At 67.0% G+C, this 25,853-nt stretch carries 24 protein-coding genes; 21 read left to right on the top strand and 3 right to left on the bottom strand.

Annotated elements, in window-relative coordinates; genetic code table 11:
- Positions 1 to 8: 8 nt before the first annotated feature.
- On the bottom strand, positions 9 to 689 hold the full coding sequence (locus ROZ37_RS02505) for a hypothetical protein (RefSeq protein ID WP_312657223.1): 681 nt from the start codon (positions 687 to 689) through the stop codon (positions 9 to 11).
- Positions 690 to 1,043: 354 nt separating this feature from the next.
- On the opposite strand from ROZ37_RS02505, the gene ROZ37_RS02500 reads away from it, so the two are divergent.
- The 7 genes from ROZ37_RS02500 (at position 1,044) to ROZ37_RS02470 (ending at position 11,637) form a co-directional block, all read left to right on the top strand.
- Positions 1,044 to 1,178 carry a hypothetical protein gene (locus tag ROZ37_RS02500; RefSeq protein ID WP_312657222.1) on the top strand — a complete coding sequence of 45 codons (135 nt, stop codon included), beginning with the start codon at positions 1,044 to 1,046 and terminating at the stop codon, positions 1,176 to 1,178.
- 49 nt (positions 1,179 to 1,227) lie between these two features.
- Complete coding sequence (locus ROZ37_RS02495; protein ID WP_312657220.1) at positions 1,228 to 3,402, top strand: ABC transporter substrate-binding protein; 2,175 nt, start codon at positions 1,228 to 1,230, stop codon at positions 3,400 to 3,402.
- Complete coding sequence (locus tag ROZ37_RS02490; RefSeq protein WP_312657218.1) at positions 3,402 to 4,379, top strand: ABC transporter permease; 978 nt, start codon at positions 3,402 to 3,404, stop codon at positions 4,377 to 4,379. Before ROZ37_RS02495 ends, ROZ37_RS02490 begins: the two co-directional genes overlap by 1 nt.
- Positions 4,380 to 4,382: 3 nt before the next feature.
- Entirely contained in the window at positions 4,383 to 5,825 is a 1,443-nt protein-coding gene (locus ROZ37_RS02485) for an ABC transporter permease (protein WP_312657216.1), read from the top strand.
- Positions 5,826 to 5,935: 110 nt separating this feature from the next.
- The gene (locus ROZ37_RS02480; RefSeq protein ID WP_312657214.1) at positions 5,936 to 6,970 is read left to right on the top strand and encodes a Ku protein; all 1,035 of its coding nucleotides are present in this window, start codon (positions 5,936 to 5,938) and stop codon (positions 6,968 to 6,970) included.
- A complete protein-coding gene (gene ligD / locus ROZ37_RS02475) occupies positions 6,967 to 9,972 on the top strand; it encodes a DNA ligase D (RefSeq protein WP_312657213.1) in 3,006 nt (1,001 codons plus the stop codon). Before ROZ37_RS02480 ends, ligD begins: the two co-directional genes overlap by 4 nt.
- Before the next feature lie 105 nt (positions 9,973 to 10,077).
- Positions 10,078 to 11,637, top strand: coding sequence for a protein adenylyltransferase SelO family protein (locus ROZ37_RS02470; RefSeq protein ID WP_312657210.1), 1,560 nt, complete (start codon positions 10,078 to 10,080; stop codon positions 11,635 to 11,637).
- A gap of 34 nt (positions 11,638 to 11,671) precedes the next feature.
- Here ROZ37_RS02470 and smpB read toward each other — a convergent pair whose 3' ends face one another.
- Complete coding sequence (smpB, locus tag ROZ37_RS02465; RefSeq protein ID WP_312657495.1) at positions 11,672 to 12,181, bottom strand: SsrA-binding protein SmpB; 510 nt, start codon at positions 12,179 to 12,181, stop codon at positions 11,672 to 11,674.
- A 44-nt stretch (positions 12,182 to 12,225) separates the two neighbouring features.
- Between smpB and ROZ37_RS02460 the strand changes: the two genes are divergently transcribed.
- Together ROZ37_RS02460 and ROZ37_RS02455 are read left to right on the top strand one after the other, a co-directional pair.
- Positions 12,226 to 12,663 (top strand): type II toxin-antitoxin system RatA family toxin, encoded by a 438-nt coding sequence (locus tag ROZ37_RS02460; protein ID WP_312657208.1) that lies wholly within the window; start codon positions 12,226 to 12,228, stop codon positions 12,661 to 12,663.
- A 2-nt stretch (positions 12,664 to 12,665) separates the two neighbouring features.
- Positions 12,666 to 12,989 (top strand): RnfH family protein, encoded by a 324-nt coding sequence (locus ROZ37_RS02455; protein ID WP_312657206.1) that lies wholly within the window; start codon positions 12,666 to 12,668, stop codon positions 12,987 to 12,989.
- A 128-nt stretch (positions 12,990 to 13,117) separates the two neighbouring features.
- Here ROZ37_RS02455 and ROZ37_RS02450 read toward each other — a convergent pair whose 3' ends face one another.
- Positions 13,118 to 13,672, bottom strand: coding sequence for a DUF4124 domain-containing protein (locus ROZ37_RS02450; protein WP_312657204.1), 555 nt, complete (start codon positions 13,670 to 13,672; stop codon positions 13,118 to 13,120).
- An 80-nt stretch (positions 13,673 to 13,752) separates the two neighbouring features.
- Here ROZ37_RS02450 and guaB point away from each other — a divergent pair, with 80 nt between their 5' ends.
- The 12 genes from guaB (at position 13,753) to coxB (ending at position 25,849) form a co-directional block, all read left to right on the top strand.
- Positions 13,753 to 15,213: an IMP dehydrogenase gene (gene guaB / locus ROZ37_RS02445; RefSeq protein ID WP_312657202.1), complete on the top strand. Its 1,461-nt coding sequence runs from the start codon at positions 13,753 to 13,755 to the stop codon at positions 15,211 to 15,213.
- 57 nt (positions 15,214 to 15,270) lie between these two features.
- On the top strand, positions 15,271 to 16,836 hold the full coding sequence (gene guaA / locus ROZ37_RS02440) for a glutamine-hydrolyzing GMP synthase (RefSeq protein WP_312657201.1): 1,566 nt from the start codon (positions 15,271 to 15,273) through the stop codon (positions 16,834 to 16,836).
- Between the two features lie 396 nt (positions 16,837 to 17,232).
- Positions 17,233 to 17,883 carry a cytochrome c3 family protein gene (locus tag ROZ37_RS02435; protein ID WP_312657200.1) on the top strand — a complete coding sequence of 217 codons (651 nt, stop codon included), beginning with the start codon at positions 17,233 to 17,235 and terminating at the stop codon, positions 17,881 to 17,883.
- The gene (locus ROZ37_RS02430; protein ID WP_312657198.1) at positions 17,880 to 19,520 is read left to right on the top strand and encodes a hypothetical protein; all 1,641 of its coding nucleotides are present in this window, start codon (positions 17,880 to 17,882) and stop codon (positions 19,518 to 19,520) included. Before ROZ37_RS02435 ends, ROZ37_RS02430 begins: the two co-directional genes overlap by 4 nt.
- A 409-nt stretch (positions 19,521 to 19,929) precedes the next feature.
- Positions 19,930 to 20,757: a 4Fe-4S dicluster domain-containing protein gene (locus ROZ37_RS02425; protein WP_312657493.1), complete on the top strand. Its 828-nt coding sequence runs from the start codon at positions 19,930 to 19,932 to the stop codon at positions 20,755 to 20,757.
- A 1-nt stretch (position 20,758) separates the two neighbouring features.
- A complete protein-coding gene (nrfD, locus tag ROZ37_RS02420) occupies positions 20,759 to 22,135 on the top strand; it encodes an NrfD/PsrC family molybdoenzyme membrane anchor subunit (protein ID WP_312657196.1) in 1,377 nt (458 codons plus the stop codon).
- Positions 22,132 to 22,662 carry a DUF3341 domain-containing protein gene (locus tag ROZ37_RS02415; RefSeq protein WP_312657195.1) on the top strand — a complete coding sequence of 177 codons (531 nt, stop codon included), beginning with the start codon at positions 22,132 to 22,134 and terminating at the stop codon, positions 22,660 to 22,662. Before nrfD ends, ROZ37_RS02415 begins: the two co-directional genes overlap by 4 nt.
- Positions 22,659 to 22,862: a hypothetical protein gene (locus ROZ37_RS02410; RefSeq protein ID WP_312657194.1), complete on the top strand. Its 204-nt coding sequence runs from the start codon at positions 22,659 to 22,661 to the stop codon at positions 22,860 to 22,862. Before ROZ37_RS02415 ends, ROZ37_RS02410 begins: the two co-directional genes overlap by 4 nt.
- Before the next feature lie 63 nt (positions 22,863 to 22,925).
- Positions 22,926 to 23,276, top strand: a complete 351-nt coding sequence (locus tag ROZ37_RS02405) for a cytochrome c (RefSeq protein WP_312657193.1) — start codon at positions 22,926 to 22,928, stop codon at positions 23,274 to 23,276.
- Positions 23,273 to 24,214 carry a hypothetical protein gene (locus ROZ37_RS02400; protein ID WP_312657192.1) on the top strand — a complete coding sequence of 314 codons (942 nt, stop codon included), beginning with the start codon at positions 23,273 to 23,275 and terminating at the stop codon, positions 24,212 to 24,214. The genes ROZ37_RS02405 and ROZ37_RS02400 overlap by 4 nt, the downstream gene beginning before the upstream one ends.
- Positions 24,215 to 24,352: 138 nt before the next feature.
- On the top strand, positions 24,353 to 24,742 hold the full coding sequence (locus ROZ37_RS02395; protein WP_312657191.1) for a hypothetical protein: 390 nt from the start codon (positions 24,353 to 24,355) through the stop codon (positions 24,740 to 24,742).
- Positions 24,743 to 24,970: 228 nt separating this feature from the next.
- Positions 24,971 to 25,849 (top strand): cytochrome c oxidase subunit II, encoded by an 879-nt coding sequence (gene coxB / locus ROZ37_RS02390; protein WP_312657190.1) that lies wholly within the window; start codon positions 24,971 to 24,973, stop codon positions 25,847 to 25,849.
- Positions 25,850 to 25,853: the final 4 nt, after the last annotated feature.

The following is a 25,853-nucleotide window of genomic DNA, read 5'->3' as shown; positions in this document are numbered from 1 at the left end:
GGAGTCGGTCATCCGGGCACGTGGGGGGCCGCGGAATGTGCGGAGAACCAGACGATTGTGTGTGCCATTACGCAGAGCAGCGTCAGTGTGAGCAACTCCCCGCCGTCCTCGAGAATCGTGAGAACCGTCTGGAAGCCGTTGACGTATCGCTGCAGGACGGCATGCACGAGATCCATTCCGATCGCGAAGAAAAGCAGGATTGCGAATCCGAGAAGGACGGCTTCGGTGTGGCGCCGGCTGGTCGCGTCGCTTCGCCGATAGGCGATGACGATCGCGAGCATTGGAACGAATCCGAGCAGGGACCAGCCGACGAGTCCCCCGGCCGACGGCGACAGGTCGGTGATCGTCGCGAGATACACTCCTGCCGCCTCGTGCAGAGACAGCGAATCGTCGAGTGCGCAGATCGCGAACAGCAGCGCGAGCGCGAGATAGACAAGCTGCCGGGTCCTGGCATACGCGACGGCTAACAGCAGCGTCAGCAGCGCCTCTTTCGCGTAACCGTAAATCTCCGGATAGCTGCCATCGACGAAGGAGAAATTTACGTTGCCATAGAACAGGTTCCCGCGCAGCCCATAGTGTTCCGCGTATGCGTACAGGAGGAACGTGGCGAGGAACGCGAGGTCCGCGACGAGCAACGCGGCCGCGAGTCGTCGCCCGCGCGGGTCGCTCGGACGGGCCAGCGAGATCAAGTCGCAGATGGTCGTCCACGCTCGCGACGACGATTTCGATGCGATCGCGGCGAGCGGAACTTCGGGCGTTACCGGTGTTCCGAGCGTGCTTTCCGAACCCGCAGGGGCGCCGTGGATTCCAACCGGCGCGATTGAGGAGCCTGAAGAGCCATGCATTTTCTGATTCCAGGAGACGGGTGAAAGATCGATACCCTCGGTATCGAAGCGGGTTCTGTCACCTGCGTGAAACAATTCTGGCAAATACGCTTCGCTCTGCAAGCGTTGCTCTCCCCGCAACGGGCGTAATTTGTCGCAAAGTACGTCGCGAGTTTTGTGAGGAGGTTGACCGTTTTTGCCTCAGTGGGACAACCGTCCGTGTGGGCCGGGCGGGACTTCTCGCGGGAGGAAGTGCGCCGGTATGAGGACCTCGTCGGTCGTGATCCCGACGCCGCGCTCGCCCACGCGGTCTTCCCGCTCGCCGAAGTGCTCGCCGCCGGGGAGGTGCGCTAGCGCGCTGGCGAGGCGCGCTCGAAGCGAGGCCAGCAGGTAGAATCCGGCCATGTTCCTGCGCGCCTTTCTGCTGCTGATGTCATGCGTCCTCCTCGCCGCGTGCGGGGACGCGTGGAACAATCCTTATCCGGCGTCCGAGCGCGGGCAGAACGTCATGTATACGGCGTTCACGGACCGGCCGAAGCATCTCGACCCGGTCCAGTCCTACAGTGAGGACGAGGCCGCCTTTCTATATCAGATCTACGAGCCGCCGCTGCAGTATCACTACCTGAAGCGGCCCTATGTGCTCGTTCCTGGCAGTGCGGAGGCGATGCCGACCGTGCGCCGTTACGGCGCGAGCGGCAAGGAGCTGCCCGCCGCCGCCCCCGCCGCGCAGGTCGTGCGATCGGTGTACGAGATCCGTATCCGCCCCGGCATCCTCTATCAGCCTCACCCGGCGTTCGCGCAGCGCGCCGACGGTACGCCCCGTTACCTCGATCTTCCGCCGGACGAACTCGACGATGTCCGCGTCCTCGGCGACTTCCGCGAGACCGGAACGCGCGAGCTCGAGGCTCGCGACTTCGTCTACCAGATCAAGCGCCTCGCGCATCCGCGCCTGCATTCGCCGATCTTCGAGCTGATGGCCGAATACATCCCCGGCCTGAAGACGCTGCAGACCCGGCTGGCGGAGGAGGCGGGACGCAAACCCGGCGAATGGATCGATCTCGACGCGTTCGAACTGCCCGGCGTCGAGGTCGTCGACCGCCACACCTATCGGATCACGCTGAAGGGCGCATACCCCCAGTTCCTCTACTGGCTGTCGATGCCGTTCTTTGCGCCGCTGCCGCGCGAGGCCGACCGCTTCTTCGGCCAACCGGGAATGGCCGAGCGCAATCTCGTGCTGGACTGGTGGCCGATCGGTACAGGCGCGTTCATGCTCGCCGAGAACAACCCGAACGCGCGGATGGTGCTCGTGCGTAACCCGAACTACCGCGGCGATGTGTACCCGTGCGAAGGCGAAGCCAGCGACGAAGCCGCGGGATTATTGAAGGATTGCGGCAAATCGATGCCCTTTCTCGACAAGGTCGTGTTCTCGCGCGAGCGCGAAGGGATTCCGTACTGGAACAAGTTCCTGCAGGGCTATTACGACGCGTCGGGGGTGTCGTCGGAGAACTTCGACCAGGCGGTGAACATGAGCAGCACCGGCGAGGTCGTGCTGTCGGACGAGATGACCGAGCAGGGTATCGAACTCCTGACCTCGGTGTCGCCGTCGGTGTTCTACCTCGGCTTCAACATGCTCGATCCGGTGGTCGGCGGCGGCGACACGCAGGGCGGGCGCGAGCGCGCGCGCAAGCTGCGGCAGGCGATCTCGATCGCGCTCGACATGGAGGAATTCGTGTCGATCTTTCTCAACGGGCGCGGGGTGCCGGCGATGCATCCCATTCCACCGGGGATTTTCGGGGCGCGCGAAGGCGAGGCCGGCATCAACCCGGTCGTCTATGAATGGCGTGACGGCAAGGCCGTGCGGCGCAGCAAGGACGTCGCCCGGCGCCTCCTTGCCGAAGCCGGCTATCCGAACGGTCGCGATGCGAAAACCGGCGAGCCGCTCGTGATCCACCTCGATACGACGCCCGGCGGACTCGGCGACAAGGCACGCTCGGACTGGCTCGCGAAGCAGTTCCGCGACCTCGGGGTGCAGTTCGTCGTCCGCCCGACCGACTACAACCGCTTCCAGGACAAGATCCGTGAAGGTAACGCGCAGCTCTTCTTCTTCGGCTGGAACGCGGACTACCCCGACCCCGAGAACCTGCTGTTCCTGCTGCACGGCGCGCAGGCGAAGGTCAAGGAGTCCGGGCAGAACGCCGCGAACTACGTCAATCCCGAGTACGACAGGCTGTTCGAACAGATGAAGGGGATGCCCGACGGCGCCGAGCGCCAGCGCATCATCGACCGCATGATCGCGATCCTGCAGCACGACGCACCCTGGGTGTTCGGCTTCCATCCGAAGGCGTACTCGCTGCAGCACGGCTGGGTGATGAACCGCAAGCCGGGCAGCATGGTGCGCAACACGCTGAAATATCAGCGCATCGATCTCGAACGGCGGCAAGCGCTGCGCAAGGAATGGAACAAGCCCGTCGTCTGGCCGCTCGCCGTCGTCGTGCTGCTGCTCGTCGCGATCGTCGCGCCCGCCGTCGCGCACTACCGCCGGCGCGAGCGCGCAACCGGGGTCGGAGGGAGCGCCTGATGTTCGCGTACATCGTCCGTCGCCTGCTGTACGCGCTGCCGATTCTGATCGGCGTAAACCTCATCACGTTCGCGCTGTTCTTCGTCGTCAATTCGCCCGACGACATGGCGCGCATGCAGCTCGGCGTCAAGCGCGTCACGCCGGACGCCATCGAACGCTGGAAGGCCGAGCGCGGCTACGACCGGCCGCTGTTCCTCAACACCCAGGCACAAGGCGCCGAGAAGCTCACTGACACGATTTTTTTCGAGAAATCGCTGCGGATGTTCGCGTTCGATTTCGGCCGAGCCGACGACGGGCGCGACATCGCGCAGGAGATCCGCGACCGCATGGGCCCCTCGCTCGCGATCGCGCTGCCGACCTTCGTGCTCGGGCTCTTCGTGTCGGTGTCGTTCGCGCTGATGCTGGTGTTCTTCCGCGCGAGCTACCTCGACTTCTGGGGAGTCGTGCTGTGCGTCGCGATGATGTCGATCTCGAGCCTGTTCTACATCATCGGCGGGCAATGGCTCGTTTCGAAGCTGTGGGCGCTGGTGCCGATCTCGGGTTACGCGCCGGGGCTGGACGCGGTGCGCTTCCTGGTGCTGCCGGTCGCGATCACCGTCGTCGCCGGCGTCGGGTCGAGCGCGCGCTGGTACCGCACGATCTTCCTCGAGGAGATCTCGAAGGATTACGTCCGCACCGCGCGCGCGAAAGGACTTTCGGAACTCGTCGTGCTGTTCCGCCATGTGCTGAAGAACGCATTGATCCCGATCCTGACCGGCGTCGTCGTCGTGATCCCGCTGCTCTTCATGGGAAGCCTGCTCGTCGAATCCTTCTTCGGCATTCCGGGGCTCGGCAGCTACACGATCGACGCGATCAACGCGCAGGATTTCGCGGTGGTGCGTGCGATGGTGTTCATCGGCTCGGTGCTGTACATCGTCGGGCTGCTGCTGACCGACATTTCCTACACGCTCGTCGACCCGCGCGTGAAGCTGGAGTAGCCGATGGACTTCCGCTTCGTCCTGTTGTGGACCGACGCGCTGTTTTTCCTGCTGCTCGTACTCGGGCTGGTGGCGTTCGTGCACGTGCGCCGCAGCGAGCCCTTGCGCGCCGCGTGGCGCAAGATCGGCAGTCGTGCGACCGGCATGTCGGCGGCGACAGTCCTGCTCGCGTTCCTCGCGATCGGCGTCGCCGACAGCCTGCATTACCGGCCGATGCTGGCACCCGTCGGCGCGGTCGAAGCCGCTCCCGGGGCGCAGGGCGGGCAGACGGTGGAACCTGCCGCGTATTCGTCGGAAGTCCTGAGCGCGCTCGATGCCTTGCTCGCGCCCTTGCGCCTGCGCGTCGAAAAGACTTACTCGGCACCGTTCGCCGCCGAGCTGTACGCGCGCGAAACGATCGAACTCCCCGGGGGCGGGCAGGAGAGGATCTACCCGCGGCTCCGGTACGGCGCGGCCCATCTGGCCGACCCCGGGACTGAACTGCCGCAGGACGTCACGCAGCGTTTCGTCGGCGGCGCCGCGGCGGCCTTCGCGCTGTGGTTGCTGGCCGTGCTCGTCGTGACCCTCGGCGTTGCCCGCAGCAGGTCCGGCGGTCTACTCGACGCGGCGACCGCCCTGCTGCGCGGCGAAACCGTCCTCGCGTGGCGGGCGGCGCTTGTCACGCTCGGCGCGATCCTGCTCGTCGCCGGCGCGGCGGTCGCGCTCGGGACGCACTATCACGTCTTCGGTACCGACAAGGTCGGCCAGGACGTCCTCTACCTGTCGCTGAAAAGCGTGCGTACCGCGCTGCTGATCGGCACGTTGACGACGCTGGTGATGCTGCCGTTCGCGATCGCGCTCGGGATTATGGCGGGCTACCTCGGCGGCTGGGTCGACGACGTCATCCAGTATCTGTACACCGTCCTCAACGCGATTCCGGGTGTGCTGCTGATCGCGGCGGCGGTGCTGATGATGCAGGTCGTCATCGACACGCATCCCGAATGGTTTTCGACGGCGGCCGAACGCTCGGACGCGCGGCTCCTCGCGCTGTGCCTGATCCTCGGCATCACGAGCTGGACCGGCCTGTGTCGGCTGCTGCGCGGCGAGACGCTGAAGCTGCGCGAGCTCGACTACGTGCTCGCCGCGCGCGCGTTCGGGGTCGGCACCGCGGCAATCCTGCGCCGCCACGTGATGCCGAACGTGATGCACATCGTGGTGATCGCGCTCGTGATGGATTTCTCCGGTCTCGTGCTCGCCGAAGCGGTGCTGTCATACGTCGGCATCGGTGTGGACCCGAGCACGATCAGCTTCGGCACGATGATCAACATGGCTCGCGCGGAGCTCGCGCGCGAGCCGATGGTCTGGTGGTCGCTCGCCGCTGCGTTCGCGTTCATGTTCGTGCTCGTGCTGTCGGCGAACCTGTTCGCCGACGTCGTTCGCGACGCATTCGATCCGCGGCGCGGGTAGCGCGGCCCCAGCGCCCGCTCGGAGGAGTCCGGGAATGCGGATTGCTGCGTTTTCTCTCCCGGGCGCGCATCAGGCTTGGTCGCTGCGCGCCCGCGACGTAGGAGACCATCATGCCCAGGGTCGTCTGGAAAGGCGCCATCGCCTTCGGTCTGGTCAACGTCCCGGTCGCGCTCTATCCGGCGAGCACCGCGAACCGGCTCGACCTCGACCTCCTCGACCGCCGCGATTTCGCGCCGGTCGGCTATCAGCGGATCAACAAGCGCACCGGCGAGGTCGTCGCGTCCGAGGACATCGTCAAAGGCTACGAGTACGAGAAGGACCAGTACGTCGTCGTCACCGACGAGGATTTCCGCGAGGCGAACGTCAAGGCGACGCAAACCGTCGACATCCTGAGCTTCGTCGCGCAGGAAGACATCGCGCCGTACTACTTCGACACGCCGTACTACCTCGAGCCCGGCCGCCGTGGCGAAAAGGGTTACGCGCTGCTGCGCGAGACCTTGAGGCGCAGCGGCCGGGTCGGCCTTGCGAGCGTCGTGATCCGCAGTCGCCAGCATCTCGCCGCGGTGATTCCGGTCGGGGCGGTGCTGTTGATGAACACGCTGCGCTTTGCCGACGAAATCCGCTCGATGGCGGAATTGAAGCTGCCCGACGACGACCTGAAAGCGCTGGGTGTATCCGGCCGGGAACTCGACATGGCCGAGCGCCTCGTCGAAGGCATGGTCGAGGACTGGGCGCCGGAGCAGTACCGCGACACCTACCGCGACGACTTGATGGCGCGAATCGAGCAGAAGATCGAATCGGGCAAGACGCACGTCGTCGCCGAGGCCGAGGCTCCGCCGGCGGCCGAGGGCGGAGCCGAGGTCGTCGACCTGATGGCGCTGCTCAAGCGCAGCCTAGAAGGGCGCGCGGCGAAACCTGCTGCACGGAAGGCTTCCGAAGCGACGGATGAAGCGGTAGACGAGGCGAAGCCGGCGCGCGCCCGCCGCACGGTCGCTGGGAAGTCGGTTGCGTCCGGCGCGAGCGCGAAGAAGACCGCGAGTTCGGGTAGCCGCAGCAAGGCGGCGGGTGCGCGCTCGTCGTCGGAGAAATCCCGCGACAAGGAGCCGGCCGAGAAACCCTCTGAATCTCGCCGCCGCCGCGCATGAAGCAGGCGGGCAGGGACAAGGCCGCGGAGAGTGCGCTCGCCCGCTATCGCGAGATGCGCGATTTCAAGGCGACGCCGGAGCCAAGCGGAGCCGACATGAGCCGCGGAGCGGGCGAGGAACTCTCGTTCACCGTTCAGCGTCACGCCGCGCGGCGCCTGCATTACGACTTTCGCCTGGAATTCGACGGCGTGCTGCGCAGTTGGGCGGTGCCGAAGGGGCCTAGCCTCGATCCGTCTGAGCGCCGGCTCGCGGTCGAGACCGAGGACCATCCGCTGGACTACGGGGATTTCGAGGGCGTGATTCCGGCGAAGCAGTACGGTGCCGGCGAGGTCGTGCTGTGGGATCGCGGCAGCTGGTCGAGTATCTCGACGAATCCGGCCGCGGCGCTCGCGAAGGGGAAGCTCAAGTTCCGGCTCGACGGCGACAAGCTGAAGGGCGCGTGGACCCTGGTGCGGATGCGCGGCCGGGCAGACGAGGATGAGCGGGGCGGACCGCCTAACTGGCTGCTGATCAAGGAGGACGACGACGAGGCGCGCGCCGGCGAGGAGGCCGAGATCACGCTAATGCGGCCGGGAAGCGTCAAGCGGGTCGCCGAGCGTGCGGTTGCGGACGTGAGGTCGGACGGCGATGCGCAGGCGAAGCGGAAAACAGGAACGCGCGAAGGTGCGGGCGGCGCGCGGCGGAAGGCGAGCGATGCGGCGAAGGGCGACGATGAAGGGCGCCGCCCGCTGCCGGCGTTCGTAGCGCCGCAGCTCGCGAGCCTGGTTGCCGATGTGCCGCCCGGATCCGGCTGGCTCTACGAGATCAAGTACGACGGCTACCGGCTGATGGCCAAGCTGCAAGCCGGCAAGGCGACGCTTTTCACGCGCAACGGCCACGACTGGACGGCAAAACTGCCGCAGCTCGCGAAAGCGCTCGCCGCGCTCGAACTCGATGACAGTTGGCTCGACGGCGAAATCATCGTCAATGGCGACGACGGACTGCCGGATTTTCAAGCGCTGCAGAACGCCTTCGACGTGGGGGCGACGGCGCAGATCGTCTATTACATCTTCGACGCGCCGTGGCTCGGCGGCCGGGAGCTCACGGGCTTGCCGCTGGTCGAGCGCAAGCGCCTGCTCGCCGACGCGCTCGCGCATCGGAAGGGCGGGGCAATCGGGTTCAGCGAACACTTCGCCGACGGCGCGGGCGAAGCGCTCGACCAGGCCTGCCGGCTCGGCATGGAAGGGCTGATCGGCAAGCGCGCCGACGCGCGCTATGTTTCGGGACGAGGTCGCAGCTGGATCAAGCTCAAGTGCCGGCCGCGGCAGGAGTTCGTCATCGGCGGTTACACGGAGCCCGGCGGCTCCCGCAAGGGCTTCGGGGCGCTGCTCGTCGGGCTTTACGACGACGCCGGCGAACTCAACTATGCGGGCAAGGTCGGCACCGGTTTCGAGCAGTCGACGCTCGCGCGCCTGGCGTCGCGCCTCGCAGCGCTCGAACGTGACGACTGTCCGTTCGCCCGCAAGCCTCGCGCTACGGGCCAGCACTGGGTCCGGCCGACCCTCGTCGCCGAAATCGAGTACGCGGGATGGACGCGCGAAGGCCTTCTGCGACAGGCGGCGTTCGCCGGCCTGCGCGAGGACAAGCCCGCGCGCCTCGTGCAGGGCGAGACGGTGGTTCCGGTCGAGGAGGGCGCTTCGGGCGAGGCGGTCGAGGCGTTCGCAGCGGATAGCGAGATGACGACCGATCCGGCGCCGCCGACGCGGAACAGGACCGACAGCGCACGAAAAAAGGCCGCTCCAGTGGCAGCGGTGATGGGCGAGACGGCAGGGGCCGAACCGGCAAAGGCTGAAAGAGTGAAGGCTGAAGCTGTAGAGACTGAACCTCCAAGGGCGGGAACCGCAAAGGCCGAAGCGAGGAAAGGCAAGGCGACGAAGCGCAAGACGACAGAGCCCGACACGACGAAGCCGGAAGTCGCGAAATCGGTATCGGCAAAGGGCGACGCACGCCGCAGGGTGGCGACCGATGCGAAGGAGCTCGAAGTCGCGGATGTCAGGACGGACGTGAAGCCGAATAAGCCGGCGACCCCGGCAGCAGTGCGCGCCGGGGCAAAGAAGGAATCGGTTCGCGTGGCCGGCGTCGTCATCAGCAGTCCGGAGCGCATCGTCTGGCCGGACGCCGGGCTGACGAAGGCGGATCTCGCGCGCTATTACGAGGCGGTCGGGCGCTGGCTGCTGCCGCACATCGTGAACCGTCCGCTCAGCCTGCTGCGCTGCCCGGACGGGAGCGCGGCCGAATGCTTCTTTCAGCGCCACATGGGGCAGGAGCGGCCTGTCGACGTCGAGAGTTTCATCTGGGAAGGGTCCTCGCCGAGCCGGCGCAGCTATCTCTATGTCACGAGCCTCGAAGGCGTGATCGGCATGGTTCAGCGCGGCGCGGTCGAGTTTCATACCTGGGGCTCGACGATGCCGCGCGCGGACCGCCCCGACCGCATCACGATCGACCTCGACCCCGCGCCCGACGTGGAGTGGAAGCGGGTTGTCGAGGCGGCGCGGCTGGTCCACGGGCTGTTCGACGAGCTCGGGCTGCCGAGCTTCCTGAAGACGACCGGGGGAAAGGGCTTGCACGTCGTCGTGCCGCTGCAGCGCGGGCCGGAGTGGGAAGACGTGAAGCGCTTCTCGAAGGCTTTCGCGGCCCGGCTCGCGAGCGTGCTGCCCGAACGTTTCACCTCGAACATGGCGAAGAACCGCCGCACGGGGCGCGTCTTCGTCGACTATCTGCGCAACGGCGCGAGCGCCACGGCGATTTGCGCCTATGCTGCGCGGGCGCGTCCTGGCGCGCCGGTATCGATGCCGCTGGCGTGGGACGAGCTGGGCGCCGAGCTGAAACCCGGGGACTTCACGATCGTCACGGTTCCGGAACGGCTCGAAAGTCGCCACGAGGATTCGTGGCGCGACTACGCGAAAAGGCGCAACCGCTTGACGCGCAAGATGTGGGAGGCGCTCGGCGAGCCGCCTCCGTGACTTTCCGTGACGAACCTGTCGCGACGAACGAACTCCGACGAATAACAACGACGAATCACAACGACGAATCACAACGACGAATCACAACGACGAAATCCCCAACCGATGAAATCACTCGCCTTCGACAACCGTTTTGTCCATGAGCTGCCCGGCGACCCCGAGCCGTCTCCGCACGTGCGCCAAGTCCACGGCGCCTGCTACTCGCGCGTGATGCCGACGCCGGTGCGAGCGCCGCAGCTGATCGCCTGGTCGCCCGAAGTCGCAGCGCTCGTCGGCTTCGACGAGGCCGACGTCCGTTCGCCGGAATTCGCCGCGGTTTTCGCCGGCAACGCGCTGATGCCCGGCATGGAACCGTACGCCGCATGCTATGGCGGCCACCAGTTCGGCAACTGGGCCGGCCAACTGGGGGATGGCCGCGCGATCACGCTCGGCGAGACGGTCAAAGTGGGTGGCGAGCGCTGGGAGCTGCAGCTGAAGGGGGCGGGGCCGACGCCGTACTCGCGGCGGGCGGACGGTCGGGCGGTGCTGCGCTCGTCGATCCGCGAATTCCTCTGCAGCGAAGCGATGCACCACCTCGGCGTGCCGACGTCGCGCGCGCTGTGCCTCGTCCTGACCGGCGAAGAAGTCGTCCGCGACATGTTCTACGACGGCCATCCCCGCGCTGAACCGGGCGCCGTCGTCTGCCGCGTGTCGCCGTCCTTCATCCGCTTCGGCAACTTCGAGATCTTCGCGTCCCGCGGCGACGAGGCGGTGCTGACGCAGCTGGTCGATTTCACCATCGCGCGCGACTTTCCCGAGCTTGCCGGTCCGCCGGAAGCACGCCGCGCGGAGTGGTTCCGCACGGTCTGCGAGCGCACCGCCCGATTGATCGCGCACTGGATGCGGGTCGGCTTCGTGCATGGGGTGATGAACACGGACAACATGTCGATCCTCGGGTTGACGATCGACTACGGGCCGTACGGCTGGATCGACAACTTCGACCCGGGATGGACGCCGAACACGACCGACGCCGGCGGGCGGCGCTACCGCTTCGGCAATCAGCCGCACATCGCGCACTGGAACCTGCTGCAGCTCGCGAACGCGCTCTACCCGGTTTTCGGCGCCGCGGAACCGCTGCGCGCGAGCCTCGAGCACTATGCCGAAGTCTATGACGACGAGAGTAGCCGGATGCTCGCGGCGAAGCTCGGTTTCGAGGAATTCCGTGACGGGGACGCCGGGCTGGTGGACACGCTGCACCAACTGCTGACGCGCGCCGAGGTGGATATGACGATCTTCTTCCGGAAGCTCGCCTCGATCGATCTCGACGCGCCCGCGCTGGACCCGCTGCGGGAAGCGTTCTATTCCGAGGAGAAGGCGGCGAGCAGCGAAGCGGAGTTCGAAGCCTGGCTCGCGACGTATGCGGCGCGGGCGCGCAGCGAAGGCATGACGGCAGATGAGCGCCGCGCGCGCATGAACGCCGTGAATCCGCGCTATGTGCTGCGCAACTACCTGGCGCAGGAAGCGATCGACGCCGCGGAGCAGGGCGACTACGGATTGATCGCGGAACTGCTCGACGTGATGCGGCGGCCGTATGCCGACCAGCCGGGGCGCGAACGGTTCGCGGCGAAACGCCCCGACTGGGCTCGTCAGCGCGCGGGGTGTTCGATGCTGTCCTGCAGTTCGTGAAATCGGAGCGCTGATGCGCGGCGCAGGATCCTGATTAGGCCTTCACGCGCATCAAGCGCGCCTTGTCGCGCTCCCAGTCGCGTTCCTTCTCGGCTTCGCGTTTGTCGAACTGCTTCTTGCCTTTCGCGAGCCCGATCGTCGCCTTGATCCGGCCTTTCGAATAATGCAGGTCGAGCGGCACCAGCGTGTAGCCGGCGCGTTCGACCTTGCCGATCAGTTTCGAGATTTCCGCGGCGTGCAGGAGCAGCTTGCGCGTGCGCACCGGGTCGGGCTTGACGTGGCTCGACGCGCTCTGCAGCGCAGTGATGTGCATGCCGAGGATGAAGAGCTCCTCGCCGCGCAGGATCACATACGCTTCCTTGATGTTCGCGCGGCCGGCACGGATCGCCTTGACTTCCCAACCTTCGAGCACGAGCCCGGCCTCGTACTTCTCTTCGATGAAGTAGTCGTGGAAGGCCTTGCGGTTGTCGATGATGCTCATGAGTTGCGGTCGATCCTTGGAGCGGGAATGCGCCGGGTCGGCGGGGGCGGCTTGCGGTAGAATCGCGGATTTTAGCAGTTCGGCGCGGAGGCCGTCCTCATACCCTCATGGCTGACGTCAAGAAGCAGGTTCTCGTCGAATTCACCCCCGAACAGATGTTCGAACTCGTCGATCGCTGCGAGGAGTATCCGCTGTTCCTGCCGTGGTGCGGCGGGACCGAGGTGCACGCGCGCACGGACAAGGTCACCGTCGCGACGCTGCACATCAACTACCACGGACTGAAGGCGCATTTCAGTACTCAGAACGAGAAGCTCGCGCCGGTGAAGATGTTGATCCGCCTGCGGGACGGACCGTTCAAGCATCTCGACGGCAACTGGCATTTCACGCCGCTCGGCCCTGCAGCGTGCAAGATCGAATTCAATCTGCATTACGAATTTTCGAACCGGCTGCTCGAAAAGGCGGTGGGTCCGGTCTTCAATCACATCGCGAACACGTTCGTGGATTCCTTCGTCAAGCGCGCGCAACAGGTTTATCCGAAGAGCTGAGCATGGCCGATCCGATCAACGTCGAAGTCTCCTACGCCCTGCCGCACGTGCAGGAAGTGCTCAAGGTCGGCGTCCCCGCGGGCGCGACCGTACGCGACGCGATCGAAGCGTCCGGCATCCTGCGCAAGTATCCCGAGATCGAGCTCGACGGGCGCAACAAGGTCGGCGTCTTCGCGAAGCTCACGCGGCTCGACACGCCACTTCGCGACCGCGACCGCGTCGAGATCTACCGTCCGCTGATCGCCGACCCGAAGGCGGTGCGGAAAAAACGCGCCGAAGACGGCAAGGCGATGAAGAAGGGCGGCGCGGCGGGCGGCGAAGAGTAATTCGGATTTGACTGCGACGCTGTCACGTTTCCCGTGACGGGAGCCGCGTCTGCCGTGCGCGTTCGGTGATGGGCCAGGATTCCGCGACCGGGCGAGCCCACGGCGGCGAAATGTTTTCCCGGGGCGTGTTACTTGCAGGTCGATGCGACGAAGCTGCGGGCTCGCGCGATCTCCTCCGCGCGGGCCGCGTCGTCGAGGACCACGCGTTCCCCCGAGCTGTTGAAGCGCGCCATGCGTTGTCCCGATTCGAGTCCGGCGAGCTGATTGCGCGCGCGTTCGCAGTCCCGCTGCCGTGCTGCCGCCTGCTGACGTTCGGTTTCCGCCTTCGCGCTGGCCTCGGCCGCTTCGGCTCGGCGCTGACGGAATTCGACTTCCTTTTCGGCGAGCGTCTTCGGTTTCTTCGAGTCGGCTCCCGGTTTGGCAGCTTCGGGTGACGCACCGGCTTCGTCCTTTGCGGGCTGCCCCGCCTTGTCCGCCGCTTGCGCCGCGTCGTCCCCTGCGGTCTCCACGCTCTGTCGCGGGTTCGCAGGCCTCTGCGCCTCACGCAGCGGTCTGGCGTTCGTGCCGACTGGCGGAGTGTCCGAATAATGGACCTGCCCCTGCGCGTCGCGCCATTGATAGATTTCGGCGAATGCCGGGGCTGCGAGGAACAAACTGATGACAAGCAGATTGATGCGACGCATCGGGAACTCCGTCGAAAGCGCCGCTTACCACGCGCGGGCGCGATCTGTATAATACGGATTTGGTCGAAAGGATAGAAGCCATGCGAGTGATTCAGAAGGCGCTGACGTTCGACGACGTCCTTCTCGTTCCCGCCCACTCGACAGTCCTGCCGCGCGATGTCAGCCTTCAGGCGCAACTGACGCGGAACATCCGGATCAACATTCCCCTCGTCTCCGCCGCCATGGATACGGTGACCGAATCGCGTCTCGCGATCGCGCTCGCCCAGGAAGGTGGCATAGGCATCATTCACAAGAATCTCGCGGTGAAGCAGCAGGCCGCGATGGTCGCGAAGGTCAAGCGCTTCGAATCCGGCGTGCTGAAGGACCCGATCACGATTCCGCCGACGATGAGCGTGCGCGACGTGATGGCGCTGACGCGGCTGCACAAGTTTTCCGGCCTGCCGGTCGTCGAGGGCAAGCGTGTCGTCGGTATCGTGACGAACCGCGACGTGCGCTTCGAAACGAATCTCGACCAGCCGGTCTCGGCAATCATGACGCCGTTCGAGCGGCTCGTCACGGTGAAGGAGGGCGACAGCCTCGAGGAAGCGCGACGGCTGATGCACAAGCACCGCCTCGAGCGCGTGCTGGTCCTCAATGACGCGGCCGAGCTGCTCGGCCTCATCACCGTCAAGGACATGATGAAGTCGACCGAGCATCCGCTCGCCGCCAAGGACGATCTCGGCCGCCTGCGTGTCGGTGCCGCGGTCGGTGTCGGTGCCGGTACCGAGGAGCGGGCCGAGGCGCTCGTCGAGGCCGGCGCGGATGTCATTGTCGTCGACACGGCTCACGGTCATTCCCAGGGTGTGCTCGATCGGGTGCGCTGGGTCAAAAAGAACTTTCCCTATGTCGAAGTCGTCGGCGGCAACATCGCGACCGGTGACGCCGCGAGGGCACTCGTCGATTGCGGCGTCGACGCGGTCAAGGTCGGCATCGGCCCCGGCTCGATTTGCACGACGCGGATCATCGCCGGCGTCGGCGTGCCCCAGGTCACCGCGATCGACAACGTCGCGACGGCGCTCGCGGGCACGGGTGTGCCGCTGATCGCCGACGGCGGCATCCGCTTCTCGGGCGACATCTCGAAGGCGATCGCGAGCGGCGCGAACGTCGTGATGCTCGGCGGCCTCTTTGCCGGCACCGAGGAAGCGCCCGGCGAAACGGTGCTGTACCAGGGCCGCTCGTACAAGGCTTACCGCGGGATGGGCTCGCTCGGCGCGATGCAGCAGGGCGCGGCCGACCGCTACTTCCAGGAATCCGACGGCAACGCCGACAAGCTCGTGCCCGAAGGCATCGAAGGGCGCGTGCCGTACAAGGGACCGGTCACCGCGGTGATCCATCAACTGATCGGCGGCCTGCGCGCGTCGATGGGTTATCTCGGCTGCGAAAGCATTCCCGCGATGCACGAACGCGCGCAGTTCGTCGAGATCACGGCCGCCGGCGTACGCGAGTCGCATGTCCACGACGTGCAGATCACGAAGGAAGCGCCGAACTACCACGTCGATTGATCCCTCGCCGTTTCATTCGGGGCGGCTTCGGCCGCCCTTCTCATTTCCGGTAGCGCCATGGCACACCAAAAAATCCTCATCCTCGATTTCGGCTCCCAGGTCACTCAACTGATTGCGCGGCGAGTACGCGAACAGCAGGTGTATTGCGAGATCCACCCGTTCGACGTCTCTGAGGCCTTCGTCCGCGAGTTCGCGCCGGCCGGCGTGATCCTCTCCGGCGGGCCGAACTCCGTCTATGAGGCGGTCGGCTGGCATGCGCCGCAAAGCGTGTTCGAACTCGGCGTGCCGGTGCTCGGCATTTGCTACGGCATGCAGACGATGGCGCAGCAACTCGGTGGCAAGGTCGAAAGCTCGGGCAAGCGCGAGTTCGGCTATGCCGAGATCCGTGCGCGCGGGCATTCCGAACTCTTCCGCGGCATCGAGGACCGAACGAACGACGCCGGCCACGGGCTGCTCGACGTATGGATGAGTCACGGCGACAAGGTGACCGACCTGCCGCCGGGCTTCAAGATCATCGCGAGCACCGAGTCGTGCCCGGTCGCCGCGATGGCCGACGAGGTCCGCAAGTTCTACGCGGTGCAGTTCCATCCGGAAGTCACGCACACGATCAAGGGCCGGGACATGCTCGCGCGTTTCGTGCATGAGATCTGCGCCTGCGGTCACGACTGGAACATGCCCGACTACGTCGAGGAGGCGATCGCGAAAGTCCGCGCGCAGGTCGGCGGCGAGGAAGTCATCCTCGGGCTGTCGGGCGGCGTCGATTCGTCGGTGGTCGCGGCACTGCTGCATCGCGCGATCGGCGAGCGGCTCACCTGCGTCTTCGTCGACAACGGTCTGCTGCGGCTCAACGAGGCCGAGCAGGTGATGCAGACCTTCGCGCGCAACCTCGGCGTGAAAGTCATCCACGTGGATGCAACGGCGCAGTTCATGGGTCACCTCAAGGGTGTGTCCGACCCGGAAGCGAAGCGCAAGATCATCGGCCGCGAGTTCGTCGAGGTCTTCCAGGCCGAGGCGCAGAAGCTGCCGAACGCGAAGTGGCTCGCGCAGGGCACGATCTACCCGGACGTGATCGAATCGGCCGGCTCGAAGACCGGCAAGGCGCACACGATCAAGAGCCACCACAACGTCGGCGGCTTGCCTGAGACGCTGAACCTGAAGCTGCTCGAGCCGCTGCGCGAGCTCTTCAAGGACGAGGTCCGCGAACTCGGCATCGCGCTCGGTCTGCCGCACGAGATGGTCTATCGCCACCCGTTCCCCGGCCCGGGGCTCGGCGTGCGCATCCTCGGCGAAGTGAAGCAGGAATTCGCCGATCTCCTGCGCCGCGCCGATGCGATCTTCATCGACGAACTGCGCGCCGCCGACTGGTACGACAAGACGAGTCAGGCCTTCGCGGTGTTCCTGCCGGTGAAGAGCGTCGGCGTGATGGGTGACGGCCGCACCTACGAGTATGTCGTCGCGCTGCGTGCGGTCGAGACGCAGGACTTCATGACGGCGCACTGGGCCGAACTGCCGCACAGCCTGCTCGGCAAGGTGTCGAACCGGATCATCAACGAAGTGCGCGGCATCAACCGCGTCGTCTACGACATCTCGGGCAAGCCGCCTGCGACGATCGAGTGGGAGTGATGCCGGGTTTCTCTCCGGTACCCGACGGCCCGAAAGCACTATCGAACCCCGGCAAATGCCGGGGTTTTTGTTTTCTGCGCGGTCGAAGTGTTGGTGCGACAGGAGGCGCTGCGGCGAATCGCGGAGCGAAGGCTCGCTCGCCGGAGACTCGGAGGAGCGTCTCCTTGCAGGGCCGGGCCGGGCCGGGCCGGGCCGCGGCCCCGGTCGAGTACGAACTGCGTCGGCGGGGAAGCGCCGGCCGACTCGCTTGCGGGCACATTGAGGCGCTCTGTAACCGGCAGCGACCTTGAAAGGAATACCGAACGCGGCCACTTCCCGGCCGCGCGGCCGCGGCTGACGGTAGGCATTGGGTTTGCTCTTTGCGTCTTTGTTCTGCCCTGGCGGCAAGAGGTCCGCATGGCGCAGGTCTTTTCGCGGCAAGCGGTCCTGCTGCTGAAGCTTGTTCTGACCGCTCTTCTCGTCCTGACATTCGTCGTCGCGGCGCTCTTCCGCTGGGAGGCTTCCATGCCCAATGCCGTCGCAGCCGCGGTGCGGCAGCCGATTCCTTTCAGCCACAAACATCACGCGGGCGACGACGGCATCGACTGTCGTTATTGTCATACGACGGTCGAAACGTCCGCGACGGCCGGCATGCCCTCGACGCGCATCTGCATGACGTGCCATTCGCAGTTCTTCAGCGACGCACCGCTGCTCGCACCGCTGCGCGAGAGCCTCGCGGCTGGCCGTCCGATCGCGTGGCAGCGGATTCACGATCTGCCCGACTTCGTCTATTTCGATTACAGCATCCACGTGCGCAAGCAAGTGTCATGCGGCGAGTGCCACGGGCCGGTCGACCGCATGCCGCTGACCTGGCGCAAGGCGTCGCTCGACATGCAATGGTGCCTCGCTTGCCATCGCGCGCCCGAGAAGCACTTGCATCTGGCGAGCGAGGTTTTTTCGAGTGCCGAGCACAGCCGCCTCGATGACGGCGAGCAGCGTGCGCTGGCGCAAGCACTGAACCTCCGATCGACGCGCCGGCTCACCGACTGCTCGACCTGCCATCGATGATGCGCGGTAAGCGGCCCTTCATTCCGATCCGCAGCGCGCCGCGTTTGTATTTCGCGACGCCCGCCGACCCGGATCGCCGCCGCTTCCTGCACCTGATGGGCGCGTCGTTGGCGCTCGCCGGCAGCGGGTGTTCCGGGCCGCCCGCCGAAAGCATCCTGCCCTACGTCGCGATGCCGGAGCACGTGTTGCCGGGACAGCCGAGCTTCTACGCGACGACCCTCGTGCGCCGGGGTTACGGTTACGGAGTCCTCGTCGAGAGCAACATGGGCCGTCCGACGAAAGTCGAAGGCAACCCGGGCCACCCCGCGAGCCGGGGCGCGACGGATGTCTTCGCGCAGGCGTCCGTCCTCCAGTTCTGGGATCCCGACCGCTCGCAGGCGCCGTGGTGCGGCGACGAGGTGGTGTCCTGGCGGGACGTCGAAGCCTTCCTCCTCGATTCGGCGAGTGCGGCGTCCGCCGACGGCGGGGAGCGTCTGCGCGTGCTGACCGGCACGACGACCTCGGTCACGTGGATGGCCGAATGGCAACGGATTGCGCAGCGCTATCCGGGGGCGCGCTGGCATCGACACGATCCGCTGCATGACGACGGTGCATTCGATGCTGCGCATCTTGCGTTCGGTCGACCGGTGGAGGCGCTGCTGCACCTCGATCGGGCGCGTGTCGTCGTGAGCTTTGCCGCCGACGTTCTCGGGGATGGGCCGGCTGCGGTCGCTTACGCGGGCGATTTCGCCGCCGCACGCCGCGATCCGACGCGTCGCGCCCGGCTCTACGTCGTCGAAACGCTCCTGTCCCTGACCGGTGCGAACGCCGACGAACGGCTCGCGCTGTCTCCCGCGCGGCTCGAACGGCTCGTGTGGCGGCTCGCCGCGCGGCTCGGTCTCGGGGAAGGCGCCGACATCGCGCCAGACGCCGGGACATCCGGCTGGGAAGCCGCGCTTGCGCAGGCGCTCGTTGCGCATCGCGGCGAGAGCCTGCTCGTCACCGGGCCGTCGCTTTCGGCCGAGACCCGGGCGCTTGTCCATGCCCTCAACGAATTGCTCGGCAACGCGGGTCGGACGGTCGAGTACATCGCGCCCGTCGAGTTCGAGCCCGGCCGGCACGCCGACTCGCTCGCCGAACTCTGCGACGACATGCACGCGGGACGCGTCGACGCTCTGCTGATTCTCGGGACGAACCCGGTCTATGACGCGCCGGCCGACCTCGACTTCGGCGCCGCGTTGTCGAAGGTTCCCCGTGCGATCCATGCCGGGCTCTACCGCGACGAGACCGCGCGTCGCTGCGGCTGGCATCTTCCGCTCGCGCACGAGTTCGAGCACTGGGGCGACGCGCGCGCGTTCGATGGCACTGCGAGCGTCATCCAGCCGGTCATTCGGCCGCTGTACGGGGCGCGCTCGGCGCGTGAAATCCTCGCGATGCTCGGCGCGTGCAATCCTCGCGATGCTCGGCGCGCCAGGACGGATGTCGGACTACGACGCGGTGCGCAGCGCGCTCGAAGGTGCCGGAACTGCGCGCGAGCCGGCAGCGGACGCGTGGCAACAGTGGCTGCGGGCGGGACGGCTCGTCGGCTCGGAGGCGCCGGCGCTGCGACTCCCGGCACCGTCGCGGCCGAAGCCGCCCGGTCTGGGCGACGAGCGTGACGGTCCGCTGACGGCGATCTTCGCGCCGGACCCGGCGGTCGGCGATGGCGCCTTCGCGAATAACGCGTGGCTGCAGGAGTGGCCGCGTCCGCTGACGAAGCTGACGTGGGACAACGCCGCGCTGCTCGCGCCGGGGACCGCTCGTGCGCTCGGGATCGAGAACGGAGACGTCGTCGAGCTCTCGGTCGCGGGGCGGACCCTGCGAGCGCCCGTATGGCTGCAGCCGGGCCAGGCCGAACAGACGGTCGGGCTCCCGCTGGGTTACGGGCGGTGGGCGGCCGGGCGGGTCGGCGACGGCGTCGGCTTCAACGCTTTTCTGTTGAAGCCGCCGGCCCGCAGCGTCGTTACGACGACGCTCCACGCGACCGGGGCGACGCACGCGTTCGCCTGCACGCAGCTCGTTGACTCGATGGCTGGGCGCCCGCTCACGCGGAGGGTGACGCCCGATGCGCGCGGCATGTCGGCGTTGCCCGAAACCGAGCCGCCGGCGCGCGATTCCCTCTATCCGTCGTACGCGTATCCGGACTACGCGTGGGCAATGTCGATCGATCTCGACGCCTGCATCGGTTGCGGCGCTTGCACGGTCGCATGCCAGGCCGAGAACAACATCCCGACCGTCGGCCGCGAGGAGGTCGCGAAGGGGCGCGAGATGCACTGGATCCGCGTGGACCGCTACCGCACCGAGGCAGGGCGGACGGCCTTCCTGCCGGTGCCATGCATGCACTGCGAGAACGCGCCGTGCGAAGTGGTGTGCCCGGTCGGCGCGACGGTGCACGACTCCGAAGGGCTGAACGTGCAGGTGTACAACCGCTGCATCGGCACGCGCTATTGCTCGAATAACTGCCCGTACAAGGTGCGCCGCTTCAATTTTCTGCAGTACGCGAATACCGACGAAGAGTCGCTCAAGGCTGGCCGCAACCCCGAAGTCACGGTGCGCCGGCGCGGCGTCATGGAGAAGTGCAACTACTGCCTGCAGCGCATCAGGCGCGCGGGGATCGCCGCGGAGAAGGAGGGCCGGCGCATCGCCGATGGTGAGGTCGTCACCGCCTGCGAGGCGGTCTGCCCGACACGCGCGATCGTGTTCGGCGATCTCGTCGACCGGGAAAGCCGGGTGAGCCGCGCGAAGGCTTCGCCGCTCGACTATGCGCTGCTCGGCGAGCTCAATACGCGACCGCGAACGACCTATCTCGCCCGGGTCGACAACCCGGATCCGGCTCTCGACAGCGACGGCGGCTAGGATGGTCGTCGGCACGCGTCCTCCCGTCTCGCGCGACATCGGCGTGCTTGCCGCCGGATGGCGATACGCGAGCATCAGCGACAAGATCGCCGACCTCGTGCTGACCCGGCGTGCCGGGTGGCGGTGGTGGCTCCTGTTTCTGACCACGCTCGGCGGGACGCTCGTGTTCTTCTCCGCGAGCGCCTATCTCTTCGCCGTCGGGGTCGGCATCTGGGGCGTCAATATTCCCGTCGCGTGGGGCTTTGCGATCGGGAACTTCGTCTGGTGGATCGGCATCGGCCACGCGGGCACCTTCATTTCGGCCGTGCTCTACCTGCTGCGCCAGCGCTGGCGCACGTCGATCAACCGCTTCGCCGAAAGCATGACGCTGTTCGCGGCGGGCATCGCGGGGCTGTTCCCGATCCTCCATCTCGGGCGACCGTGGTTCTTCTACTGGCTCATGCCCTACCCGAATGTGATGGAGCTGTGGCCGCAGTGGCGCAGCCCGCTAGTCTGGGACTTCTTCGCGATCGCGACTTACCTGACGGTGTCGCTGCTGTTCTGGTACGTCGGGCTCCTTCCGGACCTCGCGACGCTCCGTGACCGCGCGACGACGCGCTTCAAGCGCTACGCGTACGGCCTCGTCGCCCTGGGCTGGCGCGGCGAAGCGCGCCACTGGGCCCGCTACGAGCATGCCTACCTGTTGCTCGCGGGGCTCGCGACGCCGCTCGTCGTGCTCGTGCATTCGGTCGTCTCGCTCGACTTCGCCGTCGGCAACACGCCCGGCTATCACTCGACGATCTTCCCTCCGTACTTCGTCGCGGGCGCGCTCTTCTCGGGCTTCGCGATGGTTCTGACGCTCGCGATTCCGCTGCGTCGCGTGTTCGGCCTGCAGGACTTCATCACCGCGCGGCATCTCGACGATGCGGCGAAGGTAGTCCTCGTGACGAGCTGGATCGTGCTCTACAGCTATGCGGCCGAAATCTTCACCGGGTTCTACAGCGCGGACGAATTCGATGTGTCGATCACGATCGAGCGGTGGAGCGGGGCGTATGCGCCCGTCTATTGGTCGATGCTCGCGTGCAACGTCGCGCTGCCGCAGCTGCTGTGGTGGCGGCGCGTGCGCCGGAGCGTGCCCGCGCTCTTCGTCATCAGCCTCCTCGTCAATGTCGGCATGTGGATGGAACGTTTCCTCATCGTCGTGTCGAGCCTGCACCGCGACTTCATGCCCTCCGCGTGGGGGATGTTCTATCCGACGTTCTGGGACTGGGTGTTCCTGTTCGGATCCATCGCGTTCTTCGTGTGGCTCTTCCTCGTGTTCCTGCGCCTGCTGCCGGCGATCTCGATCGCCGAGATGCGGCTGCTCGTGGACGAAAGCGCGACGGAGGGCGGGCGGTGAGCCCCGGACTGTACGGCGTGCTCGCGGAATTTCGGACCGTCGAGGAATTGCTCGCGGCCGCCCGTTCCGCTCGCGCGGACGGCTACACGGTCGAGGCGTATTCGCCGTTCCCGGTCGAAGGGCTCGGCGAGGCAGTCGGCTTCGTCGGCAACCGGATGCCGCTGATCATCTTCGTCGGCGGGCTCGCCGGAGGCGCGGGCGGCTACTTCATGCAGTGGTATTCCGCGGTCGTTTCGTATCCGGTCAACATCGGCGGCCGCCCGCTCGACAGTTGGCCGGCGTTCCTGCCGGCAACCGTCGCGCTGACGATCCTCGGCGCTGCCGTCGCCGCGGTGATCGGCATGCTGGTCGCCAACGGGCTGCCGCGGCTGCATCACCCGCTGTTCGAGATTCACGAGTTCGACCTCGCGACCCGCAACCGCTTCTTCGCGTGCCTGCGCTCGCGGCGCGGCGGCCTCGATTTGGAGTCCGCGCGTGCGCTCCTCGCGCGCTGCGGTGCGATGAAGATGTGGGAGGTGCCGGCATGAGGGCGATCGGACTTCTTTCCGCTGCGCTGTGTCTGCTCGGTGCGGGCTGCGAGAAAGTCATGCAGAACATGTACGACCAGCCGCGGTACAAACCCTTCGCGGCGAGCACGCTCTTCGCCGATGGTGCGTCGGCGCGGACGCCGCCCGAGGGGACGGAACCGTTTTCCGAAGGGCCGTTCGCCGGGCCGAGCAGCGGCTGACATGGCAGCGAACAGGTTGCACAGGATGCCGCGGCGGAGGCGGCGACGACGATCCGGTACCCGGTGACGCGGCAGACGCTTCAGCGCGGACGCGAACGCTTCGAGATCTACTGCGCCCCCTGTCACAGCCCGCTGGGCGACGGCGACGGGCTGGTCGCGCGGCGCGGCTTTCCGCATCCGCCGTCCTACCACGACGAGCGGCTGCGCCGCGCGCCCGACCGACACTTTTACGACGTCATGTCCGAGGGTTACGGCGTGATGGCGTCGTACGCGGACCGGGTCGCGCCGTCCGACCGCTGGGCGATCGTCGCCTACATCCGTGCGCTGCAACTGAGCCAGCATGCGCCGGTCGCGGCGCTTCCGCCCGGAGCTCGCGAGCACCTCGAACAGGCAACGGCGGAGGGCCGGCCGTGACCCGCGCGCCCGCCTTTCCGCGCCCGCGCCTCGCGATCGTCGGCGCGGTGTTGCTGCTCGCCTGCGTGCCGGGCTGGTGGCTCGACCGTGTCGCCTTTGTCGCGGCGTGGCTCGTCGCCTGGTGCTTCTGCACCGGCGTCGTGCTCGGCGCGCTCGCGAACGTGTGGATCCATACCCTTACTGGCGGCGCGTGGGGCGAGCCGATCCGGGCGCCGCTGCTTCAGCTCGGACGGACGCTGCCGGCGCTCGTCGTGCTGGTCGGGCCGGTCCTCGCGGGCGTTGCCGCGCTGTATCCATGGGCGGGTAGCGATTGGGAATGGACCGGCGAGCGGTCGGCGCTCGCGTTCAAGTTCGCGTGGCTGCAGCCGGTGCCGTTCGTGCTGCGCGCGGTCGTCGTCCTGCTCGTCTGGAACGGCCTCGCCTGGGCGAGTCGCAGCCCCCGGTTCGTGCGTTCGCGCGGATTCGCCGCGGTGGCGCTGATCCTCTACGGCTTCACGGTCAGCATTGCGGCGGTCGACTGGATCATGTCGCTGATGCCCCTCTGGTATTCGAGCATCTTCGGACTGGTCGTCGGCGTCGGGCAGATGCTCGCGGGGTTGGCGCTCGGCTCGGCGGCGGCCGCCCGCCTCGGCGGCGTCGATGCGGGCACGAAAAGGGATCTCGGCAACCTGCTGCTGGCCTACGTGCTGACGTGGGGCTATCTCGCGTTCTCGCAGTTCCTGATCATCTGGTCCGAGAACCTGCCGCACGAAATCGTCTGGTACATCGTGCGCCGCGGCGGCGGCTGGCCCGCTCTCGGCGCACTCGTCGTGCTGCTGCAGTTCGCGCGCTGCCGCTGCTGCTCCTGCTGTTCCGCCGGGTCAAGGACTCGTCGCGCGGTCTCGCGGCGGTCGCCGTCGGCTTGCTCGCGGGATACCTGCTCGAGGTCTGCTGGCTGATCCTGCCTTCGGTCGCCGATCGCTTCACGACGGCGCATGTCCTCTGGTTGTTGCCGTTCGCGACCATCGGGCTGGCGTCGGTTTGCTCCGGGCTGATGCGCGTACGCGTTTTGCCGCCCGCGAGCGGAGATCTGAAGCATGCGTGAGCCGCAGCCGGGCGACGCGCGGGGCGCGGTCGAGGCGAGCGACGTCGATGCGCGGCGCATCGTCGCGGTCGCCGCGGCGCTGCTCGTCGTGCTTGCGCTCGTCACGGGAGCGGTCCGGGGTCTGCTGCAGTGGTGGCAGGTACCCGTCGCCACGAGCGCTTCGACACCGCAGAGCTTCCGGTCGGACGCTCCGCAACTGCTTCCAGCGCCCCTGGAAGAGCGCGCGACCTTCGTCGCGGAGAAGGATCGGCTGCTGCACGGCTACGGCTGGGCCGACCGCGAGGCCGGTTTCGCGCGGATTCCGATCGAGGTCGCGATCGACCTCCTCGCCGGCGGGGAAGCGGCCGCGAGCGAGCGCACGGAGCGGGAAGGCCCGCGATGATGCGCGCGGTTTTCCTCGTCGCGATCCTTCTCTGCGGCGGCGCGGCCGCCGGCATGGTGCCGGCCGACTTCGAGTTCGAGCAGCGGATCGGCGGTTCGCTTCCGATGCAGCTCGCGCTGCGCGACGAGTCGGGCGAGGCGGTGGCCTTCGGCGCCTACTTCGGGCACGTCCCCGTCGCCGTCGTGTTCGGTTATTTCGATTGCCCGAACCTGTGCAGCACGCTGCTCGATGGCGTGCTCGAAGGCCTCGCTCACGCCGGCCTTCCGGCCTCGGCCTATCGCCGCGGCGTACCGGCCGGTGCTCGACGGCGTGAATGCGATTTTCCTCACGGGCCAAGGAGACGCGACCGCCAGGCTCGCGCGCAGCGCCGGCTTTCCATATGCGTGGGTCGTCACGCCGCTCGTCATCTTCCTCGCGCTGTTCGCGTGGGCGGCCGCGGAGTACGTGCGGATCTACCGTCCGCCGCCCGACGCGATGCCGGTCTTCGTCGTCGCAAAGCAGTGGATGTGGAAGCTCGAGCATTCGAACGGCAAGCGCGAAATCGACGAGCTGCATGTGCCGGTCGGCCGTCCGGTGCGGCTGATCATGACGTCCCAGGACGCGATCCACAGCTTCTTCGTGCCGGCTTTCCGCATCAAGCAGGACCTCGTCCCGGGCCGCTACACGACCCTGTGGTTCACCGCGACGCGCGCCGGCGAATACCGCCTCTTCTGCGCCGAATACTGCGGCTCGGACCACGCGATGATGGGCGGGCGCGTGGTCGCGATGGAGCCGGCGCAGTTCGCCAGGTGGCTCGAGGAAGGAAGTCCGGTCGCCGGCCTCGCCGCGCGGGGATTCGAGCTGTTCCGCCGCTACGGTTGCAGCGGCTGCCACGCGGCCGGCTCGACCGTGCACGCGCCGGCGCTCGAAGGGCTCCTCGGGCGTCCGGTGCAGTTCTCCGACGGGCGCAGCCTCATTGCCGACGAAGCCTATATCCGGGACTCGATCTTGCTGCCGCGCAAGGACGTCGTCGCCGGTTTCGACGCGATCATGCCTTCGTTCGCAGGACAGATGTCGGAGGAGGATTTGATGGCCATCGTCGAATACATCCGTTCCACCGGCAGATAGGCGT

Origin of the sequence: Aromatoleum sp., assembly GCF_032027225.1 — a bacterium.
Lineage (GTDB): Bacteria > Pseudomonadota > Gammaproteobacteria > Burkholderiales > Rhodocyclaceae > Aromatoleum.
Note: the sequence above shows the minus strand (reverse complement) of the source record. Positions and strands in the feature narration are given on the sequence as shown.

Excerpts from the sequence above, each read along its gene's own strand:
- ROZ37_RS02450 (WP_312657204.1), bottom strand. The coding sequence starts at position 13,672 with ATGCGTCGCATCAATCTGCTTGTCATCAGTTTGTTCCTCGCAGCCCCG.
- ROZ37_RS02425 (WP_312657493.1), top strand. The coding sequence starts at position 19,930 with ATGGCTGGGCGCCCGCTCACGCGGAGGGTGACGCCCGATGCGCGCGGC.
- coxB (WP_312657190.1), top strand. The coding sequence starts at position 24,971 with ATGGCGTGCTCGAAGGCCTCGCTCACGCCGGCCTTCCGGCCTCGGCCT.
- ROZ37_RS02435 (WP_312657200.1), top strand. The coding sequence starts at position 17,233 with ATGGCGCAGGTCTTTTCGCGGCAAGCGGTCCTGCTGCTGAAGCTTGTT.
- ROZ37_RS02490 (WP_312657218.1), top strand. The coding sequence starts at position 3,402 with ATGTTCGCGTACATCGTCCGTCGCCTGCTGTACGCGCTGCCGATTCTG.
- ROZ37_RS02495 (WP_312657220.1), top strand. The coding sequence starts at position 1,228 with ATGTTCCTGCGCGCCTTTCTGCTGCTGATGTCATGCGTCCTCCTCGCC.
- guaA (WP_312657201.1), top strand. The coding sequence starts at position 15,271 with ATGGCACACCAAAAAATCCTCATCCTCGATTTCGGCTCCCAGGTCACT.
- ligD (WP_312657213.1), top strand. The coding sequence starts at position 6,967 with ATGAAGCAGGCGGGCAGGGACAAGGCCGCGGAGAGTGCGCTCGCCCGC.
- ROZ37_RS02480 (WP_312657214.1), top strand. The coding sequence starts at position 5,936 with ATGCCCAGGGTCGTCTGGAAAGGCGCCATCGCCTTCGGTCTGGTCAAC.
- nrfD (WP_312657196.1), top strand. The coding sequence starts at position 20,759 with ATGGTCGTCGGCACGCGTCCTCCCGTCTCGCGCGACATCGGCGTGCTT.
- guaB (WP_312657202.1), top strand. The coding sequence starts at position 13,753 with ATGCGAGTGATTCAGAAGGCGCTGACGTTCGACGACGTCCTTCTCGTT.
- ROZ37_RS02455 (WP_312657206.1), top strand. The coding sequence starts at position 12,666 with ATGGCCGATCCGATCAACGTCGAAGTCTCCTACGCCCTGCCGCACGTG.
- ROZ37_RS02485 (WP_312657216.1), top strand. The coding sequence starts at position 4,383 with ATGGACTTCCGCTTCGTCCTGTTGTGGACCGACGCGCTGTTTTTCCTG.
- ROZ37_RS02395 (WP_312657191.1), top strand. The coding sequence starts at position 24,353 with ATGCGTGAGCCGCAGCCGGGCGACGCGCGGGGCGCGGTCGAGGCGAGC.
- ROZ37_RS02470 (WP_312657210.1), top strand. The coding sequence starts at position 10,078 with ATGAAATCACTCGCCTTCGACAACCGTTTTGTCCATGAGCTGCCCGGC.
- ROZ37_RS02460 (WP_312657208.1), top strand. The coding sequence starts at position 12,226 with ATGGCTGACGTCAAGAAGCAGGTTCTCGTCGAATTCACCCCCGAACAG.
- ROZ37_RS02430 (WP_312657198.1), top strand. The coding sequence starts at position 17,880 with ATGATGCGCGGTAAGCGGCCCTTCATTCCGATCCGCAGCGCGCCGCGT.
- ROZ37_RS02410 (WP_312657194.1), top strand. The coding sequence starts at position 22,659 with ATGAGGGCGATCGGACTTCTTTCCGCTGCGCTGTGTCTGCTCGGTGCG.